This window comes from Janthinobacterium sp. SUN211, from assembly GCF_030587315.1.
GTDB classification, from domain to species: Bacteria; Pseudomonadota; Gammaproteobacteria; order Burkholderiales; family Burkholderiaceae_D; genus Janthinobacterium; species Janthinobacterium kumbetense.
The window spans coordinates 1,237,284-1,255,332 of sequence record NZ_JAPWIC010000001.1 but is presented as its reverse complement, the minus strand read 5'-3'; the positions used below and the strand labels follow the sequence as shown (position 1 = coordinate 1,255,332).

The following is an 18,049-nucleotide window of genomic DNA, read 5'->3' as shown; positions in this document are numbered from 1 at the left end:
AGTGTCATGGCGTTGGTTTTGAAGTTTTTTTATTTGATTTTGGAGAAAGCAAGAATGAACAAGTCTTTACGTAGTATGAAAAGCGGCGCCCAGGCAGGTTTTACCCTGATCGAATTGATCGTCGTCATCGTGATCCTCGGCATCCTGGCCGCCACGGCGATTCCTAAATTCATCGACATGTCGACCGAGGCGCGCGTGGCCAAGATGCAGGCGGCGGCGGGTGCCTTGAAGTCTGGTTCGGCCCTGTTCCACGCACAATGGTTGGTCAAGGGTTCGCCTGCGGACAGCGTTGCCATCACCATGGAAGGCACGGACGTCAAGGGCGTCAGCGGCTATCCGTCTATCGCTTCGCCTGGCATCGCCGCGGCGGCAGGTGGTCTGCTTGACTACGATACCACCACCACTGCTGCAACGGCGACCGTGTTGACTGTATTGCCTGACAGTAAACATCCAAATTGCAAGGTGACCTATACGGCTGCCGTGGCTGCCGCAGGCACCACACCGATCCAGCCGCCGGTGGTTGACGCGACGGCCCTGAACACGCCGGCCAACTGCAGTTAATACAGGCGTGCAGATGCCGTGCCGGCAAACCGGCACGGCCGCGCCATGTTTCCGCCCGCCCAACGCCAGGCTATGCCGGTTGGGCTTTTTTACGGGTATCTCCATTGTCCTTGCCATCGATCATCTTGCCGCAACGTCTGGCGCTACCGCGGGCTAGGCTGCAGTGCCGCCCACGCGGCTTCACCTTGATCGAGCTGGTGGCCGTGCTGGTGCTGGCGGGTTTGCTGGCGACCTTTGCCGTCAACCGGTTTTTCCAGCGCGACACTTTTGACGCGCGCGGTTTTGCCGACCAGGTGACGAATATCGTGCGCTACGGGCAAAAACTTGCGGTGGCGCAAAACCGTGCCGTGTTTGTGCGCATCGATGCCAACAGCGTGGCCCTGTGCTTCGATGCCGTTTGCAGCGCTGACCAGAAAGTGGTGCCGCCCGCGGGCAAGAACAGCGGCAGCAAGGAGACGCAGCAGTATTGCCTGGGGAGCAATTGGCTGTGCGAAGGCCGCCCGTCCAACGTCAAGCTGTCCACCGATGTGACAGGCGAGCCCAGTTTTTATTTCGACGCGCTGGGCAAACCATATGCGCAGAACGATGTGTTCCCGGCGCCATCGGCTTTCCCGGCGCGGCTGAACATCAGCATCCTGGGTGACGGCACGGAGCGCGTCGTCACGGTCGAGGGGGAGACGGGCTATGTCCATTAGCCAGCGGCGCCGGCGTGAACGCGGCGTGACTCTGATCGAACTGGTGCTGTTCATCGTCATCGTCGGCCTGGCCTCGGCCGCCATCCTGGGCGTGATGAGCCTGACGACGCAACACAGCGCCGATCCGCAGTTGCGCAAGCAGGCGCTGGCGATTGCCGAAGGCATGCTGGAAGAAATCCAGCTGGCGCGGTTTACCTATTGCGATCCGCAAGACCCGGCCGCGCAAACGGCGACCAGCCCGGCCGGCTGCGCCATCCCGGAAGGGCCGGGGGAAGAGGCGAACGGCGCGGGGCGGCCGTTCGACAACGTCAACGATTACGTGAGCGCGTATGGCACGGCCAAGGAGTACACGACGGATGCCCAGGGTAATGCCTGGGCTGCCAGCCCCACCCAGAATTACACTGCCTTGGTGACGATCACCGAGCAAGCCCTGAACGGCTTGCCTGCGACGGAAAGCCTGCATATCCAGGTGGTCGTGCCGTATGCCGACCAGAAGATCGTGCTCGACGGCTATCGCGTGCGCTATGCGCCGAACAGTATTCCATGAAAACAATCCTCAACGCCAGGCGCCGCGCGCGCGGCTTTACCCTCGTCGAGATGGTCATCGTGATCGTCATCACGGGCATCATCGGTGCCATGGTCGCCGTCTTCATCCGCGTGCCCGTGCAAGGCTATATCGACACCACCGCGCGCGCCGCGCTGGCCGACACGGCCGACACGGCAGCGCGCCGCCTGACGCGCGACGTGCGCCTGGCCCTGCCCAACAGCGTGCGCGTGTCGAACGACGGCCTGTTCCTGGAATTGTTGCTGACCAAGACGGGTGGGCGCTACCTGAGCGACAGCGACCCGGCCGGTCTGGGCAATGTGCTGAGCTTCGAGACCCCTCCCGCCCCCGGCGTTCCGGCGAGCTTCACCGTCGTCGGCGCCATGCCCGCCGATGCGCTGGGCACGCGCCAGGCGATCAGCGTGGGCGATCAGATCGTCGTCTACAACCTGGGCGGGGACGACGCGCCGAACAATGCGTATGCCTGCAGCGCGGCGAATGGCTGCAACCGCGCGCCCGTGACGGCAGTGTCCGGCACTGTCGTCACCTTGGGCAGCTATCCCTTCACGACGGCGCCCGCGCCGCTGCCATCGCCATCGAACCGTTTCCAGGTGGTATCGACGCCCGTTACCTATGCGTGCGATCTGGCGACCGGCACCCTGACCCGTTACGCGGGCTATGTCATCCAGGCTACCCAGCCGGTTGTGGAAAACACGGCGCCGCTGGAGGCGAAGAAGGGAGCACTGCTGGCGCGCCAGGTGACGGCTTGCCGTTTCAGCTATGGCATTTTGGCCAACGTGCAGCGGGGTCTGGTGAATATCGACCTGAGTCTGGGGGCGGCGAACAGCAATACGGGCGTGCTGCGTCTGGTGCAACAGGTACAGGCGAGGAATACGCCATGAGGCGCTTGCTGCGCCACCGCACGGGCCGCATGCGCGGTTTCAGCCTCGTCACGGCCATTTTCCTGCTGGTGGTGCTGGCCGCGCTGGCGGCCGTGATGGTGAATATCTCCACTTTCCAGCAGACGGAGTCGGCCATGGACGTGCAGGGCGTGCGCGCCGAACAGGCCGCGCGCGCCGGTCTCGAATGGGGGCTGCAGCAGCAGATCAGCGCCGGCCTGACCGCCGGCGCGGCGTGCATCGGTCCGGCCGATTTCAAATTGCCGGCTGGCACGACGCTGTCGTCGTTCAGCGTCAGCGTGCAATGCAGCACGGCCACGGGGCCCGGCACCTTGACCAGCTGGACCATCACGGCCACGGCGTGCAACCAGCCTGGCGCCTCTGGCTGTCCGAATGCGGGCAATAACGCCGATTACGTCCAGCGCCGCCTGCAAGCCGTGCTGTCGCAGTAAGGTCAACTGCATGAAAAAAAGATCGCTAATTTATTGTTTTTACACAATAAAGTTGGCTTCATGAATTAAAATTGGCTGGATGCATTAACTGCGCGACAAGATCGGGCAGGCACTTACACTGGATAGGTCGCATGGGTTTATTCGCAAGAGCAAGGAAGTATGAGGGTTGGCTGGCCACGGCGTTTGGCCGGGAAGGCGTCAGCGCTGTCGTTGTCGAACGTCCCGCCGACGGCATGCCGCGCGTGCTGGGCGCCAGTTACCAGGCGGCCGCGCGGCCGGCACCGGCCGAGGTGCTGGAGAAACTGGGCAAGGACGTGCAGGCGGCAGCGCGCCACTGCACCACCGTGCTGGCCGGCGGCGAGTACCAGTTGCTGTCGCTGGAAGCGCCGGCCGTGCCGCGCGAGGAGCTGAAGACGGCCGTGGGCTGGCGCCTGAAGGACATGCTGGACTTTCCCTTGGCCGAAGCCACCATCGACGTGTTCGACATCCCCGGCGACCCGAACGGTACCCAGCGGGGCAGCAGCGTGTTTGCCGTCGCCGCGCGCAACAGCGCCGTATCGCGGCGCCAGGCGCTGTACGCCGAATGCAAGATCGGCCTGTCCGTGATCGATATCCCCGAGATGGCGCAGCGTAATATCGCTACCTTGCTGGAAACGCCGGGACGCGGCATCGCCGTGCTGTATTTCGATGGCGACGGCGGCTTGCTGACCATGAGTTTCAATGGCGAGTTGTACCAGGCGCGCCGCATCGACGTGACCCTGACGCAATTGCAGTCGCCCGACGCGAGCCAGTATTACGACCGCGTCACCCTGGAACTGCAGCGCTCGTTCGACCACTTCGACCGCCAGTTCCATTTCATTTCGCTGGCCCGCTTGATGCTGATGACGGGCGCGGCCGACGGCTTGCACGCCTATCTGGCCGACAACCTCTACATGCCCGTCGAGCAGCTGGACCTGGCCACGGTGCTGGACTTGTCGCAGGCCGCCGAATTGCGCGACCCCGCCATGCAGGCACGCTACTTCCTGGCCATCGGCGCCGGCTTGCGCGAGGTTGGCCTGCACCCGGGCAAGCATGAAGGGAAGGGCGCATGAGCCAGCAGATCAATCTGTTCAATCCCCAGTTTGAACTGCAAAAACACCATATGTCGGCGCGCACGGCCGGGCTGGCCCTGGGCGGCCTGGCGCTGGCCCTGCTGGCCGTGGGCGTGCTGGCCCAGCAAGCCTTGACCGGCCTGGAACGGCGCGAAGCGGGCGTCAAGGCGGCGCTGGCGCAAGGCGAGGCGAAGCGCGACCAGGCTTTGCGCGATTTTCCTCCACGCAAGAAAGATCCGACGCTGGCGCAGGAACTGGCGGCCGTCGAGGCGCAGCGCCAGTTGCTGCAGGATGCGTCGAACGTGCTGGAAAGCGGAAAGCTGGGCAATACCCTCGGCTATGCCGGCTATTTCCGCGCGCTGGCGCAGGCCAGGGTCGAGGGCGTATGGCTGACGGGCGTGGATATCGCCGGCGCCGGCAATGACTTCGGCTTGCAGGGCCGCGCCTTGCACGCGTCGCTGTTGCCCGCGTACATCACGCGCCTGGGCCAGCAGGAAGTACTGCGAGGCAAGACTTTCGCCAGCCTCGACATTAACCAGTCCGGGCAGCCGGCCGTGGCCGAGGGCAAGGCGCCTGGCCTGCCGTATGTCGCGTTCAGCCTGCAGTCGGCCGACCGCGCCGCCGGCCCGGCCGGGCCTGCCACGCCGCCGAAACCTGTTACGGAAGGAACACGCTGATGCTGCCCTTGCTGAAGAAATGGGCCGCCGCCTTCGACGCCCTCAGCCTGCGCGAGCGGCTGATGGTGTTCGGCGCCGGTGCGGCCGCCGTCCTGTTCGTGTTCTATTTCATGAGCTTCAATCCCCTGTTGGCGAAACGCGCCGCGCTGGAGGCGAGCATTGCGCAAAAACAAAGCCTCCTGAGCGCCACCGACAAGGAAATCGAGCTGACCATGCTGGCCCATGCCACCGATCCCGACCAGGAAGCGCGCAAGCGCCTGGCGGCCTTGCAGGCGGAAACGGCGTCCCTGGCGCAGGCGCTGCGCGAGAAGCAGCATGGTCTGGTGGCGCCCGAGCGCATGCTCACCTTGCTCGAACACTTGCTGCGCCGGCACGCAGGACTGCGCGTGGTGTCGCTGAAAACCCTGCCCGCCAGCGCCGTGGGCGCGCGCCAGGCCGACAGCGCGACCGGCGATGCAGCGGCCAGGGCGCCGGCCCCGGCCCCGGCCCCTCTGCTGCACCAGCATGGGGTGGAAGTGGTGCTGCAAGGCAGTTATGCCGACATGGTGCAATACATGCAGGCGCTGCAAGCGATGCCGACACGCGTCTTCTGGGGCGCCGCCCACCTCGACGCCGCCAGTTACCCGGGCGCCACCCTGACCCTGACCTTACATACCCTCAGCATGGACGATACATGGATCGCACTCTGACCCTGGGTTCCGCGCTGCTGGCGCCCTTCCTGATCCTGAGCCTGGCATCGCCGGGTGCGCAGGCGCAGGCGCTCGACGACCCGACGCGCCCGCCCGCGGCCCTGTGGGCGCCCGCCGACGCCGCGCCCGTCGTCGCGGCCCGGCCGCAGCTGCAATCGGTGCTCGTTTCCACCCAGCCGGGCGGGCGCCGCCTGGCCGTCATCGATGGCCAGACGGTCAAGGTGGGCGGCAAGGTGGGCGACGCCGTGGTGGTGGAAATCCGCGACACGGCCGTATTGTTGCGGCGAGGCAAATCACTGGAAACCTTCAAGCTGTATCCCAGTAGCAAGACCAATAACAAGGCCGATCGCAAGACCGATAGCAAGACCGACCGCAAGCAGGAGTAGAAGAAGTGGCCAAGCAACTCAATCAACACAAGGCGAGCATGTTCAAGATCAGTACGATGGCGGCTGTCATCAGCGTCAGCCTGGGCCTGGGCGGCTGCAACGTCGCGCCCGTCAAGCGCGACACCTATAATGCGATCACCGATGCCGTCAAGGGCGCGGCAGCCACCACGGCGCCAGCGGCCCAGCCGGACGCCGTGGAAGCGGCGCTGCTGCCGCCCGTGGCTGCCCTGGCCCAGCAATTGCCGAAGGCCCGCGCCGCGCTCGACGAGCGCTTCAACGTGGCGTTCAACAATGTGCCGGCGCGCCAGTTCTTCACTTCCATCGTGGCCGGCACGCGCTACAACATGCTGGTCCATCCCGACATCGGCGGCACGATTTCCGCCAATCTGAAGGACGTGACCCTGTTCCAGGCGCTCGACGCCGTGCGCGAACTGTATGGCTACGATTACAAGGTCGAGGGCACACAGATCTACATCAAGCCCCTGACCATGCAGACGCGCTTGTTCCACGTCAATTACCTGACGGGCGCGCGCCGTGGCAGTTCCAACCTGCGCGTGTCGTCGACGTCGGTCGGTTCCGTGGGCTCGACCAACTCGGGCGGCTCCGGCAACAGCGGAAATGGCGGCAATAACAATCAGGGCAACAACAACGAGCAGAACCAGCAAACGAATGGCGGCCAGGGCGGCCGTACCCTGGACAGCAGCAACCTGACCACCTCGTCGACGGCGGATTTCTGGCCGGAACTGAAGGCGGCGCTGGAAGCCATCGTCGGCAGCAGCGACGGCGGCCGGCAAGTGGTGCTGAGCCCGCAATCGGGCGTGATCGTCATCCGCGCCATGCCGGAAGAGTTGCGCAATGTCGACATGTACCTGAAGGCCACGCAATTGTCCGTCGACCGCCAGGTGATCCTGGAAGCGAAAATCCTCGAAGTCGAACTCAACGACAACACACAGACGGGCATCAACTGGGCCTCGTTTGCCTCGATCAAGAGCGGCCACACGAACCGCATCTCGACGGGCTTCATCCAGCCGGGCGGCACCCTGGCGCCGCTGCCCTTCAACGGCGGCCAGCCGCCCAACATGACGAATGGCAGCGGCTTGACGGCCAGCAGCGGCTTTGGCCTCAGCTCGGCGGCGACTTCGGCCGGTTCCATGTTCGGCCTGGCCTTCCAGACGGCCAATTTCGCGGCGATGATTTCCTTCCTGGAATCGCAAGGCTCCGTGCATGTGCTGTCGAGCCCGCGCATCGCCACCATGAACAACCAGAAGGCCGTGCTGAAGATCGGCACGGACGAGTTTTACGTGACGGGCGTGTCGACCACGACGAATACGACGGCCAGCGGCGCGACGACCAGCCCCAACGTGACCTTGCAGCCCTTCTTTTCCGGCGTGGTGCTGGACGTGACGCCGCAGATCGACGCGGATGGCAACATCATCCTGCACGTGCACCCGTCCGTCAGCCAGGTGTCGACCATCAGCAAGGAAATCGACCTGGGCAGCGCCGGTTCCCTGAAACTGCCGCTGGCGGCATCGAGCACGTCGGAGATGGACAGCATGGTGCGCAGCCAGGATGGCCGCATCGTCGCCATCGGCGGCCTGATGCGCCAGGCCACGACGTCGGACCGCTCGCAAGTACCGGGCGCGGGCGATATCCCCGTGCTGGGCGCGCTGTTCCGCAACACGGGGCAGGTGATCCAGAAGCGCGAGCTGGTGGTGCTGATCAAGCCGACCATCGTCGATGGCGCCAATAGCTGGAACGAGGACTTGCTCGATTCGGGCAAGCGCATCGAGGCGCTCGACCCGCGCCGTCCGTCGGAGCGGCGCTAAATGTACCAGGCCCATTTCGGCTTGCGCGAGGCGCCGTTCGGCCTCACGCCCGATACCAGTTTCTTCTTTAACGGCCCGCAGTCGCAAAAGGCGCTCAACACCTTGCTGGTGGCGGCGCGCAATGGCGAGGGCTTCATCAAGATCACTGGCGAAGTGGGCACCGGCAAGACTTTTCTTTGCCGCAAGTTCATGCAATCCTTGGGGCCGGACTTCGTCACGGCCTACATCCCGAATCCGAACTTGTCGCCCCGTTCGCTGATCCTGGCGCTGGCCGAGGACCTCGATGTCTTGCTGGAAAAGGATATTGAGCAGCATCAGTTGCTGCGCGCACTCAACTTGCGCCTGCTCAACCTGGCGGCGCAAGGCAAGCGCGTGCTGCTGTGCCTGGACGAAGCGCAGGCGATTCCCGTCGACAGCCTGGAAGCGCTGCGCCTGCTGACAAATCTGGAAACGGAAAAGCGCAAGCTGCTGCAGATCGTGCTGTTCGGCCAGCCGGAACTGGACGTCAAGCTGGCCCTGCCGGAAATCCGCCAGTTGGCGCAGCGCATCACCTTTCACTATCACCTGGGGCCCTTGTCGCGCGACGACGTGGATTTTTATGTGGCGCACCGCCTGCGCGTGGCCGGTTTCGATGGCGCGCGCCTGTTCAGCCGTGGCGGCGTGGCCAAGCTGTACAAGGCGTCCGGCGGCATCCCGCGCCTGATCAATATCATGGCGCACAAGGCGCTGATGGTGGCGTACGGCGAAGGGCGGCAGCAGGTCGGCGGCCGCCACGTGGCGCTGGCCGCCAGCGACACCCTGGCCAGCAAGCCGCGCCGCTTTTGGCGCAGGCCGTGGCCATGGCTGGCCGGCGCCGGCGTGCTGGCCGCCGCCTGCGGCGCGAGCTGGACTTTATTGAACCGATGACGAAGATGAGCCTGTAGATGAGCCTGATTAACAAGATGTTGCAAGACCTCGATGCCCGCGGTACCCCCGATGGACGCGGCGACGCGGCCGGTATCCGCTCCGTGCCCGAACGCGAGCGTGGCGTCTCGCGCGCGCTGGTCTTCGGCGGCGCAGCGGGCCTGACGGCCGCCGCCATCGCCCTGGGCTGGGTCTACCTGAAGCGCCCGGCCGTGCCGCCCGTGCTGGTCAGCGTGGCCAGTACGCCGGTCCTGGTTCCAGTGCCGGCACCGGCGCCTGTCGTCGTTGCACCCGCGCCCGCGCCCGTACCCGTTGTGGCGGCGGAACCCGAGCCCGTATTTCAGGCCGAGGAAGCCACGCCCGCGCCCGCCAAGCTGCGTGCCGCCGACATGCGCCGCATCACGCAACAAGCCGCCAAGCCTGCCGCTGCGCCCGTGGTAAAGACGGCAGCGTCCGCTGTGAGTGAACGCATCATTGACGGAAAACAAGTCACGCCGCAGCAGCGCGTGGAGAATGAATACCGGCGCGCGCTGGCCCAGTTGCAGGATGGCCGCGTCTCCGACGCCATGCTGGCCTTGCAGCAGACCCTGCAGCTGGATCCGCGCCACCAGGGCGCGCGCGAAACCCTGGTGCGCCTGCTGCTGGAAGCGCAGCGTCCCGACGAGGCGGCCCGCCAACTGCAGTTGAGTCTGGCGCTGGATCCGAAACAGCCGGCGCAGGCGATGATGCTGGCCCGTTTGCAGCTGGACAAGGCCAATGGCGGCGCGGCGGCCCTCGATACCCTCATGCGTAGCTTGCCGTACGCCGCCGACAACGGCGAATACCACGCCTTCCTGGCCGGCGTGCTGCAGCGCGAGCAGCGCTACCGCGAAGCGGCCGAACACTACCAGCTGGCCCTGCAGGCGGCGCCCGACAACAGCGTCTGGTGGATGGGCCTCGGCATCGCCTTGCAAGCCGACAACCACCCGGCCCAGGCGCGCCAGGCGTTCGAGCGGGCCAAGGGCTTGCAAACCCTGTCGCCCCAGCTGCAGGCGTTTGTCGAGCGCAAGCTGGTGCAGCTGACGGCGGCTGCGGCGAAGTAACTATTACCTCACTGAAAGAAACCAGCTTGAAGCCTCTGCATCTGCTCATCGTTCTTTGCTGCCTGGCCAACAGCGCACTGGCCGCCCCCGCCAGCGCGCCTGCCAGCTACGTTCTTGAGAATACGGAAGTGCGCGACCTCCGCGCGCAAGCCTTGAAGCGCGATTACCAGCTGTATGTCGCCTTGCCCGATTCCTATCGGCAGGGCAATAAGCGCTATCCGGTGCTGTTCGTCGTCGACGCCAATTATGCATTTCCCGTCGTGCGCAATATCGCGCAGCGCCTGAACAAGCATGCGGGGATGGAGGAAGTCATTGTGGTCGGCTTGTCGTACGCCAACGGCGATGGCGGCGTGTACAGCCGGCGCCGTGACTACACGCCCACCACGCCGCGCAAGCACGATTACCGCTCGGACATGCCGGGACGGCAGCCCGCGTTCGGCGAAGCGAAGGCGTATGGCCAGTTCATCTCGGGAGAGGTGTTTCCCTTTATTGCGCAGCAATATCGCGCGAACATGCAGCGCAAGGTGTTCATCGGCCATTCCTACGGCAGCTTGCTGGGCCTGCAATTCCTGCTGACGGAACCGCGCACCTTCGAGCACTACATCCTTGGCAGCCCGTCGCTGTGGTACGACGCCGGCGTCATGTTCGACCGCGAACAGGCGTATGCCGCCAGCCACAAGGATTTGCCCGCCTCCGTGTTCTTCGGCATCGGTGGCCTGGAGAAGTTGGCGGCGGGCAAGAAGCGTTCGCGTTCGGAAGAGGACGCCGACATGGTGGCCGACTTGCGCGAATTCGATGGAAAGTTGACATCGCGCAAGTTCCCCGGCTTGAAGACGCGCTTGCGCGTCTTCGCGGATGAAGATCACGCGAGCGTGTTTCCTTTCGTGCTCACGCATGGCTTGCGGGCGTACTTGACGTCCGCAAAATGAAGGGCGCTTACGGGCGCATCAATGTCGGCAGGATCAGCTTGGTCAGCAATTTTTCGCTGATGCCATGGGCGTCGCGCACCTGGAAGTTGGTCGTGGTGATGACGACCACGGCATCGAGTTCCGGCAGGACGAGCACTTTATTGCCGCCGGAACCCGCCATGCCATAGCTTTGCACCGTGCGGCCATTGGCCGTGAACGGTTGCAGCCACCACAGGTAGCCGTAGTCCATGCCTTCGCGCGCGTTGGCGTGGGGCGCGATCGAGCGCTTGACCCATTCGGTCGGCATCACCTGCTTGCCATGCCAGCGCCCGCCGTCGAGGTAGAGCTGGCCTAGCTTCATCAGATCCACGCTGCGCAGCTGCAAGCCTCCGCCCGTCATGGCGCTGCCCTTGGGCTGGAATTGCCATTTCACCTTGTCGATGCCAAGCGGCTTGAACAGATTGGCGGCGGCGAAGTCCGGCACGCCCTGGCCACTCACCTTTTCAAGCAGCGGTCCCAGCAGGGTTACGCCGGCCGTGCAATAGCTCCAGGCGCGGCCGTACGGCGATTGCTCGGGGCGGGGCTGCCATTCGGGAAAGCCGCGGATCGGCAGGTCCGCCACGAAGCGGCTCCAGTCTTCCACCAGATACATGCGCTCTTCGTTGCCGCGCGAATGCTGATTGTCGTCGTCGCACTCGAGCAGTGAGCTCATGGTCAGGAAGTCCTCGACCGTGATCTTGTCCTTGCGCGGGTCGGCATGGGCCAGCGGGCGCAGTTCCGGAAAGTAGGGCAGGACGGGGGTGTCGGTGCGCAAGAGCTTGCGCTCGATGGCCAGGCCGACCAGCATGCCGGCCACCGTCTTGCCCACGGAGCGCGTGTTGCGCAGGCTTTCGGCACCATCCTTGTCGAAGTAGTGTTCGTAGAGCAGCTTGCCATGCTGCGCCACCACGACGCTGGTGACCTGCTTGAAGTCGCCCGCTTCGATGGCGGTGGTGACGCCGTTCAGTTCGCCTGCGTGGACGTTGCTGCCGAAGGCGAGAAGAAGGGGGAGGTATCGCAACATGGTGTACTCCTGAGTTGGAAAAGTGCAGTCTAGTCTTGCAAATTGGGCATTGTCTTGGACGTTTGAAACATTTGGCGGCGATAGTTGCTGGGCGTCATGCCGTAACGGGCCTGGAAGGCGCGCGTCATATGGCTCTGGTCGGCAAAGCCCACGCTCAGCGCCACGTCGGCCATGCTCAGTTCCGGGCGGCGCAGCAAGCCGCTGGCCTGGTCGACGCGGCGCCAGCGCAGCAGGTCGCCCGGCGAACAGCCCCAGGCCTGGCGGAACACGCGGGCCAGGTGCACGGGATGCACATCCAGGGCGGCGGCCACGTCGGCGATGCGCAGATGCGTGTCATTGGCCAGGTCCATCACGGCTTCATACGCCTGGTGGGCCCAGCCGGGCAGGGCGGGGCGCGCCTGCCGGGGCGCCTTGTGCAGGCTGGCCAGCATCTCCCACGCGCCCGCTTCGAGCAGGGCGCCGTCGCCGCCGCGGCCCACTTCGCGCGCGAGCCGGAACGCGGCCGCCGCGCTGGCCGTATCGCGCAACACGGTGGCGCACTCCTGGGCCGCATGCAATTCCTCGGCGCCCGACAGCAGGGCAGGGTCGAGCGATACCGTCATGAAACTGCCCTTGCCATCGACGAAGCGGTCGCGGTGCGTCGTGCCGGCAGGGTTGAAGACGAGGGTGGGCGAAGGCGCGCGCGGCGGGGCGTGCAGGGCGCTGGAAATATACGTGCCGGACAAAACGAAGACGAAGTGGGCATCGTCATGCCGGTGCGTTTCGACTTCATCTTCGCCACGCGTGGCCTTCAGGCGGCGGATGTCGAAAATGCTGCCGCGCGCGCCGTGATGCACGTCGCCATAGAATTGGCCGGACTTGAACTGGAGTGGAGTGGTCATATCGGCATGGTATGTGCGGCCGCCCTGACGGGCGAGCGCGGGACGACGAATGGCGCCAGGCGCAGGATGAACGGTCGATTCGGGGGAATGCACGGCGTGCCGGACGGCGGCATCCGGCCGGCGTTGCGTGGCCGCTGGCAGGCGTGCAGGGGTGCCGGGGCGGCTATGTGTAAAATTTGCGCAGCGTCCAGATGTCGTCGTCGATACTGGATCGCGCCAGGGGCGAGCCGCTGGAATGCCGGGCGCCGCCGGCCAGGCAGTGCCAGCGTCGTCATGAACTCTCCGACCGCCGGAAGCGGTCATCGATAAGGTCAGGTGCAATGCGTACATTGAATGAATTACTGGATAGTGAAGACCCGGCGTTTCCGCTGATCCGGCAATGGGCCAGCGAGGCCGACATCCCGGTGGAATTGCTGCCGCCCTCGGCCGGCAGGGAAGATGTGCTGCTGAGCCTGCAGGTCACCACGCGTTCCCCCCTCGGCGCCATCGCCTATGAAACGGGCGGCATCCTGGTGGATGACGGCTGGCTGCGGATATTGGGCTCGGGACATGGCAAGCTGGAGCGGAACATTGCTACGTGGAACGAAGGAAAGGCCGAAGGCTTTCTGTTGGTGGCCGACGACGTGCTCGGCGGCTTTTTTGCCATCAACGGCGGCGCACTCGGGGCCGACCAGGGCAAGATGTATTACCTGGCGCCCGAGACGCTGGCGTGGGAAGCGCTGGAGATCGGCTACACGGCGTTCGTCGAATGGGCTTTTACTCGCCAGTTGCGGCAGTTTTACGGCCGGCAGCCCGGCGATGGGCAGGAGTTTGACGAATTGCCCGAATTGCCCGAATTGCCTTTGCCCGGCGACCTCTGCCTGAATTTTTATCCGTTTCTGTGGACGCAAGAAGGTTCCCTCAAGACCAGCTCGCGGCGCGCCATTCCCGTGGAAGAGCAGTGGGCGCTCAACCTTGATCTGCAACAAAAGTTGCTGGACGCTCCTGCGGGCGCGAACTGAGGCATGGCTTGCGGGCGTCTTTGACGGCATCGCCCTGCGCATCCCGGGCCGGCGAAATGTCATTTCAACCCCCGATTCAAGCGCTTTGTCGCAATGGCATGCGCGAGAAAAGGGCAAGGGGATAGCATACGGTGGGCTTTCTCGCGATGCGCCGCCCGCCAGCGAGTGTCCGATACTGCCGCGGCAGGCAACGGATGCTTTTCAATGACCTCGATCAGGATGAATACGCATGAAATTGACCCTTCCACATGTCCTTGCCACTTGTCTGCTGGGCGCCTTCGGTGCGATCGGCAGCGCGCACGCGGCTCCCGCCGATGCCGAACTGGTCGCCTTGGTGCAGCGCCATGCGCAGGCGCAGAGCAACTTTGATCAAGTGGCCTTGAACGCCATCACGGCGGAGAATTATGTGGAAATATCGCCGGTCGGTGAGGTGGACGGGCGTGCAAAAATGCTCGCCTTCTATGCGCCGGAGCAGAAGCGGCCGAGTCCCCAGCTGCAGGTCGATGAACCGGTGGTGCGTCAGTTTGGCGATACGGCGCTCATCTCGGCGCGGCTGTCCTACCGTCTCAACCAGGATGGGGTAGCCCGCAATTTCGCCCTGCGCGCCGGCTATGTCGCTCGGCTTGTCGACAAGCAATGGCTGCTGGTCAGCGCACAGTACACGGGCATCCGCCCGCCGAAACCGTGAAGTGAGCCGTGCCTGGCGCCTAGCGGTGCCCGGCCAGCCTACAGCCGCGCCTCGTCGCCCCACACGTGCCGCATGCTGAAATGCATGCCGGCATCGTCTTCGTGCAGCGACGAAACGATGGCGAACTGGCTGTCGCCCGTGTCGCGCGGCGTCATCTGCGATAGCTCGGCGGCGGCCAGCGGCGCGCCCAGCGGGTCGCTGAGTGGATGCACATGGCCGGCGCCCCGTTGCGTCACCACCCCCAGTTCGCCGCTGCGCAGGCGTACCAGGGTGCCGGGCGGATACTTGCCCAGCAGATTGACGAATTGCTCGCCCAGCAGCGGGTCGATGGGCACGCCCTGGTCGAGGAAGATGTGCTGCAGCGCCTGGTCGGGGACGATGGAGCGGCGGTAGTTGCGCGCCGAGACGCGGGCGCAATAGCGGTCGGCCAGGCCGATCAGCTTGGCGTTTTGCAGGATTTCATCGGCCGTGCGCCCCTGCGGGTAGCCGCTGCCGTCGTCGTTTTCATGGTGCAAGAGTACACAGCTCAGCCATTCCTCGTCATCGACGCCGGCGCAGCGCAGCAATTCCGTGCTTTCCTGCGGATGCTGGCGCACGATGCGCATTTCATCGTCGTTCAGGGGGCCGCGCCGGTCCTGGAAACTGTCGTGGTGGCGCAGCATGCCCACGTTCATCGTCAGCGCGGCCGCGCCGATCAGCAGCAGTTCATCGTGGGACTTGTGCATGCCGCGGCCCACCAGCATGGCCAGCAAGGCCGTTTCGATGCAGTGGCGCACGGCGTAGCTGCCGGCGATCTGGTTGAGCAGGATGCTGGCCAGGGCGATATCGGCATCGTGTTCGAGCGCGCGCAGCAGTTCGCGGGCGATGTCGCGCACGTCGCGCTCGGCATTGCTTTCGCTGCGCAAGTCCAGCAGCAGCCGTTCCAGGCGTTGCGCTGCCTCATTGAGCAAGCGCAAGACGGATGGCTGGTCCGGCGCGCCCACGTACAGGCCCAGCTGCAGCAAACGGCCCAGCTGCGTGCCATCCGTGATGATCTGCCCCTTGCGCAGTTGCGGGCCGGCACTATGGTCAGCCAAAAACAGATCCCAGGGCAGGGGTTCGCCGGGAACCAGGTCGGCCGGGCCGATGCGACGCTGTACCATCTGTCATCCTTTGCCCCGCCGCAGCGAAGCCATGTTCAGTGCTCGGTTATATGCTACGCAGGCGCTCCAGCGCCAGGCGCAAGGTCTCGTCTTTCTTGGCAAAGCAGAAGCGCACGATGCCCGACTCCTTGCCCTGCACGTAAAACGCGGAAACGGGAATGGCCGCCACCTTGATTTCCGTCGTCAGCCATTCGGCGAACTGCGCTTCGGTTTCTTGCGAAATCGCATCGTAGCGCACGCACTGGAAATACGTGCCGTCGGCCGGCAGCAGGGTAAAGCGGCTGCCCGCTAGGCCGTCGCGGAACAGGTCGCGCTTGCGCTGGTAAAACGCGGGCAAGTCCAGGTAGGGCTGCGGATTCGCCATGTAGCCGGCGATGCCGTGCTGCATCGGCGTGTTGACGGTAAACACGTTGTACTGGTGCACCTTGCGAAATTCCGCCGTCAGGGCTGCTGGTGCCGCCACGTAGCCGACTTTCCAGCCCGTCACGTGATACGTCTTGCCGAAGCTGGAAACGATGAAGCTGCGTGCCGCCAGTTCCGCGTTGCGCGAAAGCGACGCGTGCGGCACGCCGTCGTACACCATGTGCTCGTACACTTCGTCGGACAATATCAATATTTGCGTGCCGCGCACGATGTCGGCCAGCGCGGCAACATCGGCCGGGCGCAAGATCGTGCCCGTCGGATTGTGCGGCGTGTTGATGATGATCAAGCGCGTCTTGCTGCTGACGGCGGCGGCCAGCTGGTCCCACGGCACGCTGTAGCCGGACTCGCCCACTTGCATGGACACCAGCACGGGCACGCCGCCGGCCAGCGCGATGGCGGGTAAATAGCTGTCATAGGCCGGTTCGATGACGATGACTTCGTCGCCCGGGTGCACGCAGCACAGGATGGCGGTGGTGAGCGCCTGCGTGGCGCCGGCCGTGACGGTGATTTCCGTGCCGGCATCATAGCCGTGGCCGTACAAGCTGGCGATTTTCGCGGCGATGGCCTCGCGCAGGGGCGCGGCGCCCGTCATCATCGGATACTGGTTGTGGCCGGCGCGCATGGCGTCGCTGACGAGGTCGACCAGGGCCGGGTCGCAATCGAAGTCGGGAAAACCCTGGCCCAGGTTGACGGCGCCATGCTGGGCCGCCAGGCTGGACATGCGGGTAAACACGGTGGTGCCCACGAGAGGCAAGCGGGTGGTCAGGGTGGGAGTCGTGCAGGGCAGGGACGGGCTGTTCATGAGCGGTAGGGGCGCGGTGCGGAAAGTGGAATCGTGTCTCATTCTAGCGCAGCGCGCCCCGTTGCGTGCGGGGCTTTGGCGCCTCAGCCTGGCAAGGCCCAGCCTTCCGGCACCATGATCTTGAACATGCCGGCCTTGGCCGTCTTGCGGGCCAGTTTCAGCAGGGCCTTGTCCTTGGTGATGAGGATGTCGGCGTTGGCGTCGCGCGCCAGTTCGAGGAATTTCTGGTCATCCTTGTCCGTGCAGACGGGCAGGCGCACGCCGGAGACGGGCGGCGCCACCACGCTGATATGCGCGTCGAAGCGGGCGGCGGCGACGGCGCGGCTGGCTTCATCGAGCGGCAAATGTTTGTAATGCAATACGACCAGATATTCCGCACGGCAATCTTCGCGCGTGATGGCATGCACGGCGCCGCTTTCCATGGCCGCCAGCAGGGGCGCCCAGCGCGGGTCGTTGAAGACGAACAGGTCGAGGCAAACGTTGGTGTCGAGGACGAGTTTTTGTGGAGCAGGTATCATGTCGGCAATTCTATTCTGTAGTGATAATTTATGTTGATCGTGCTTTCGCCCGCCAAGAGTCTCGACCTGGAGACGCCGCCAACAACCTCGTTGCACAGCACCCCCGATTTTCTCGACCATTCCGCCCAGCTGATCGAGCGCATGCGCCAGTTTTCGCCCGCCGAAGTGGGCAGCCTGATGGGCATTTCCGATGCCTTGTCGGCCCTCAACGTGGCCCGCTACGCTTCCTGGACGCCCAAGCTGGCGGAAGCGCGCCAAGCCATCATGGCCTTCAATGGCGACGTGTATGCCGGTTTCGAGGCGCGCAGCCTGCTGCCGGCCCAGCTCGACTATGCCCAGTCGCGCGTGCGCATCCTGTCGGGCCTGTACGGCTTGCTGCGCCCGCTGGACTTGATCCACCCGCACCGCCTGGAAATGGGCACGCGGCTGTCGACCACGCGCGGCAAGGATCTGTACGCATTCTGGGGCGACACCATTACCAACGGCTTGAACCGCACGGCAAAAGAGCAGGGCGCCAAGGTGCTGGTCAATCTTGCTTCCGAGGAATATTTCAAATCCGTCAAGCCGCGCCAGCTGGACGTGCCCGTCATCGCGCCCGTGTTCGAGGACTGGAAGAACGGCAAATATAAAATCATCTCGTTCTACGCCAAGCGCGCGCGCGGCATGCTGGCCCGCTATGCGGCCGTCAACGCCATCCGCGACCCGCAGCAGCTGAAGGAGTTCGACGTCGACGGCTACGGTTTCGTGCCGGAAGCCTCGAACGACAAGAACTGGGTGTTCCGGCGCAAAGTGGGTGTATAAGTAAAAAAACCGGGCTA

At 64.7% G+C, this 18,049-nt stretch carries 21 protein-coding genes; 16 read left to right on the top strand and 5 right to left on the bottom strand.

Features of this window, described 5'->3' with window-relative positions:
- The first annotated feature begins 6 nt into the window (after positions 1 to 6).
- The 13 genes from O3301_RS05475 to O3301_RS05415 all read left to right on the top strand — a co-directional run bounded on the left by O3301_RS05475 (position 7) and on the right by O3301_RS05415 (position 10,734).
- Positions 7 to 561: a type II secretion system protein gene (locus O3301_RS05475; protein ID WP_305055791.1), complete on the top strand. Its 555-nt coding sequence runs from the start codon at positions 7 to 9 to the stop codon at positions 559 to 561.
- Between the two features lie 104 nt (positions 562 to 665).
- A complete protein-coding gene (locus O3301_RS05470; RefSeq protein WP_305055790.1) occupies positions 666 to 1,256 on the top strand; it encodes a type II secretion system protein in 591 nt (196 codons plus the stop codon).
- On the top strand, positions 1,246 to 1,803 hold the full coding sequence (locus O3301_RS05465) for a prepilin-type N-terminal cleavage/methylation domain-containing protein (RefSeq protein ID WP_305055789.1): 558 nt from the start codon (positions 1,246 to 1,248) through the stop codon (positions 1,801 to 1,803). The genes O3301_RS05470 and O3301_RS05465 overlap by 11 nt, the downstream gene beginning before the upstream one ends.
- Positions 1,800 to 2,702 (top strand): prepilin-type N-terminal cleavage/methylation domain-containing protein, encoded by a 903-nt coding sequence (locus tag O3301_RS05460; protein ID WP_305055788.1) that lies wholly within the window; start codon positions 1,800 to 1,802, stop codon positions 2,700 to 2,702. The genes O3301_RS05465 and O3301_RS05460 overlap by 4 nt, the downstream gene beginning before the upstream one ends.
- Positions 2,699 to 3,151: an agglutinin biogenesis protein MshP gene (locus O3301_RS05455; RefSeq protein WP_305055787.1), complete on the top strand. Its 453-nt coding sequence runs from the start codon at positions 2,699 to 2,701 to the stop codon at positions 3,149 to 3,151. Before O3301_RS05460 ends, O3301_RS05455 begins: the two co-directional genes overlap by 4 nt.
- 131 nt (positions 3,152 to 3,282) lie before the next feature.
- Positions 3,283 to 4,242, top strand: a complete 960-nt coding sequence (locus O3301_RS05450; protein WP_077405827.1) for an agglutinin biogenesis protein MshI — start codon at positions 3,283 to 3,285, stop codon at positions 4,240 to 4,242.
- Positions 4,239 to 4,919: an MSHA biogenesis protein MshA gene (locus tag O3301_RS05445; RefSeq protein ID WP_305055786.1), complete on the top strand. Its 681-nt coding sequence runs from the start codon at positions 4,239 to 4,241 to the stop codon at positions 4,917 to 4,919. The genes O3301_RS05450 and O3301_RS05445 overlap by 4 nt, the downstream gene beginning before the upstream one ends.
- Complete coding sequence (gene gspM / locus O3301_RS05440; RefSeq protein WP_305055785.1) at positions 4,919 to 5,608, top strand: type II secretion system protein GspM; 690 nt, start codon at positions 4,919 to 4,921, stop codon at positions 5,606 to 5,608. The genes O3301_RS05445 and gspM overlap by 1 nt, the downstream gene beginning before the upstream one ends.
- Entirely contained in the window at positions 5,593 to 5,994 is a 402-nt protein-coding gene (locus O3301_RS05435; protein WP_257218982.1) for an MSHA biogenesis protein MshK, read from the top strand. The genes gspM and O3301_RS05435 overlap by 16 nt, the downstream gene beginning before the upstream one ends.
- A gap of 38 nt (positions 5,995 to 6,032) precedes the next feature.
- Positions 6,033 to 7,820: a pilus (MSHA type) biogenesis protein MshL gene (gene mshL, locus O3301_RS05430; RefSeq protein WP_289897537.1), complete on the top strand. Its 1,788-nt coding sequence runs from the start codon at positions 6,033 to 6,035 to the stop codon at positions 7,818 to 7,820.
- Positions 7,821 to 8,726 carry an ExeA family protein gene (locus O3301_RS05425; protein WP_251348319.1) on the top strand — a complete coding sequence of 302 codons (906 nt, stop codon included), beginning with the start codon at positions 7,821 to 7,823 and terminating at the stop codon, positions 8,724 to 8,726.
- A gap of 17 nt (positions 8,727 to 8,743) precedes the next feature.
- The gene (locus O3301_RS05420; RefSeq protein WP_305055784.1) at positions 8,744 to 9,805 is read left to right on the top strand and encodes a tetratricopeptide repeat protein; all 1,062 of its coding nucleotides are present in this window, start codon (positions 8,744 to 8,746) and stop codon (positions 9,803 to 9,805) included.
- A gap of 26 nt (positions 9,806 to 9,831) precedes the next feature.
- Positions 9,832 to 10,734 carry an alpha/beta hydrolase gene (locus O3301_RS05415; RefSeq protein ID WP_305055783.1) on the top strand — a complete coding sequence of 301 codons (903 nt, stop codon included), beginning with the start codon at positions 9,832 to 9,834 and terminating at the stop codon, positions 10,732 to 10,734.
- 7 nt (positions 10,735 to 10,741) lie between these two features.
- On the opposite strand, the gene O3301_RS05410 is transcribed toward O3301_RS05415, so the two are convergent.
- Together O3301_RS05410 and O3301_RS05405 are read right to left on the bottom strand one after the other, a co-directional pair.
- On the bottom strand, positions 10,742 to 11,776 hold the full coding sequence (locus O3301_RS05410) for a serine hydrolase (protein WP_305055782.1): 1,035 nt from the start codon (positions 11,774 to 11,776) through the stop codon (positions 10,742 to 10,744).
- Positions 11,777 to 11,805: 29 nt separating this feature from the next.
- Positions 11,806 to 12,657, bottom strand: a complete 852-nt coding sequence (locus tag O3301_RS05405; RefSeq protein WP_099667531.1) for a helix-turn-helix transcriptional regulator — start codon at positions 12,655 to 12,657, stop codon at positions 11,806 to 11,808.
- Positions 12,658 to 12,977: 320 nt separating this feature from the next.
- On the opposite strand from O3301_RS05405, the gene O3301_RS05400 reads away from it, so the two are divergent.
- Both O3301_RS05400 and O3301_RS05395 read left to right on the top strand, forming a co-directional pair.
- Positions 12,978 to 13,658, top strand: a complete 681-nt coding sequence (locus O3301_RS05400) for a DUF2625 family protein (RefSeq protein WP_305055781.1) — start codon at positions 12,978 to 12,980, stop codon at positions 13,656 to 13,658.
- Between the two features lie 229 nt (positions 13,659 to 13,887).
- The gene (locus O3301_RS05395) at positions 13,888 to 14,346 is read left to right on the top strand and encodes a nuclear transport factor 2 family protein (RefSeq protein WP_289904694.1); all 459 of its coding nucleotides are present in this window, start codon (positions 13,888 to 13,890) and stop codon (positions 14,344 to 14,346) included.
- 38 nt (positions 14,347 to 14,384) lie between these two features.
- Here O3301_RS05395 and O3301_RS05390 read toward each other — a convergent pair whose 3' ends face one another.
- From O3301_RS05390 to O3301_RS05380, 3 genes are all read right to left on the bottom strand, one after another.
- Positions 14,385 to 15,488 carry an HD-GYP domain-containing protein gene (locus O3301_RS05390; protein ID WP_099667534.1) on the bottom strand — a complete coding sequence of 368 codons (1,104 nt, stop codon included), beginning with the start codon at positions 15,486 to 15,488 and terminating at the stop codon, positions 14,385 to 14,387.
- A 46-nt stretch (positions 15,489 to 15,534) separates the two neighbouring features.
- Positions 15,535 to 16,713, bottom strand: a complete 1,179-nt coding sequence (locus O3301_RS05385) for a pyridoxal phosphate-dependent aminotransferase (RefSeq protein WP_305055780.1) — start codon at positions 16,711 to 16,713, stop codon at positions 15,535 to 15,537.
- Positions 16,714 to 16,796: 83 nt separating this feature from the next.
- The gene (locus tag O3301_RS05380; RefSeq protein WP_034781135.1) at positions 16,797 to 17,231 is read right to left on the bottom strand and encodes a putative toxin-antitoxin system toxin component, PIN family; all 435 of its coding nucleotides are present in this window, start codon (positions 17,229 to 17,231) and stop codon (positions 16,797 to 16,799) included.
- A 30-nt stretch (positions 17,232 to 17,261) separates the two neighbouring features.
- Here O3301_RS05380 and yaaA point away from each other — a divergent pair, with 30 nt between their 5' ends.
- Complete coding sequence (gene yaaA / locus O3301_RS05375; protein WP_305055779.1) at positions 17,262 to 18,032, top strand: peroxide stress protein YaaA; 771 nt, start codon at positions 17,262 to 17,264, stop codon at positions 18,030 to 18,032.
- The last annotated feature ends 17 nt before the right edge of the window (positions 18,033 to 18,049 follow it).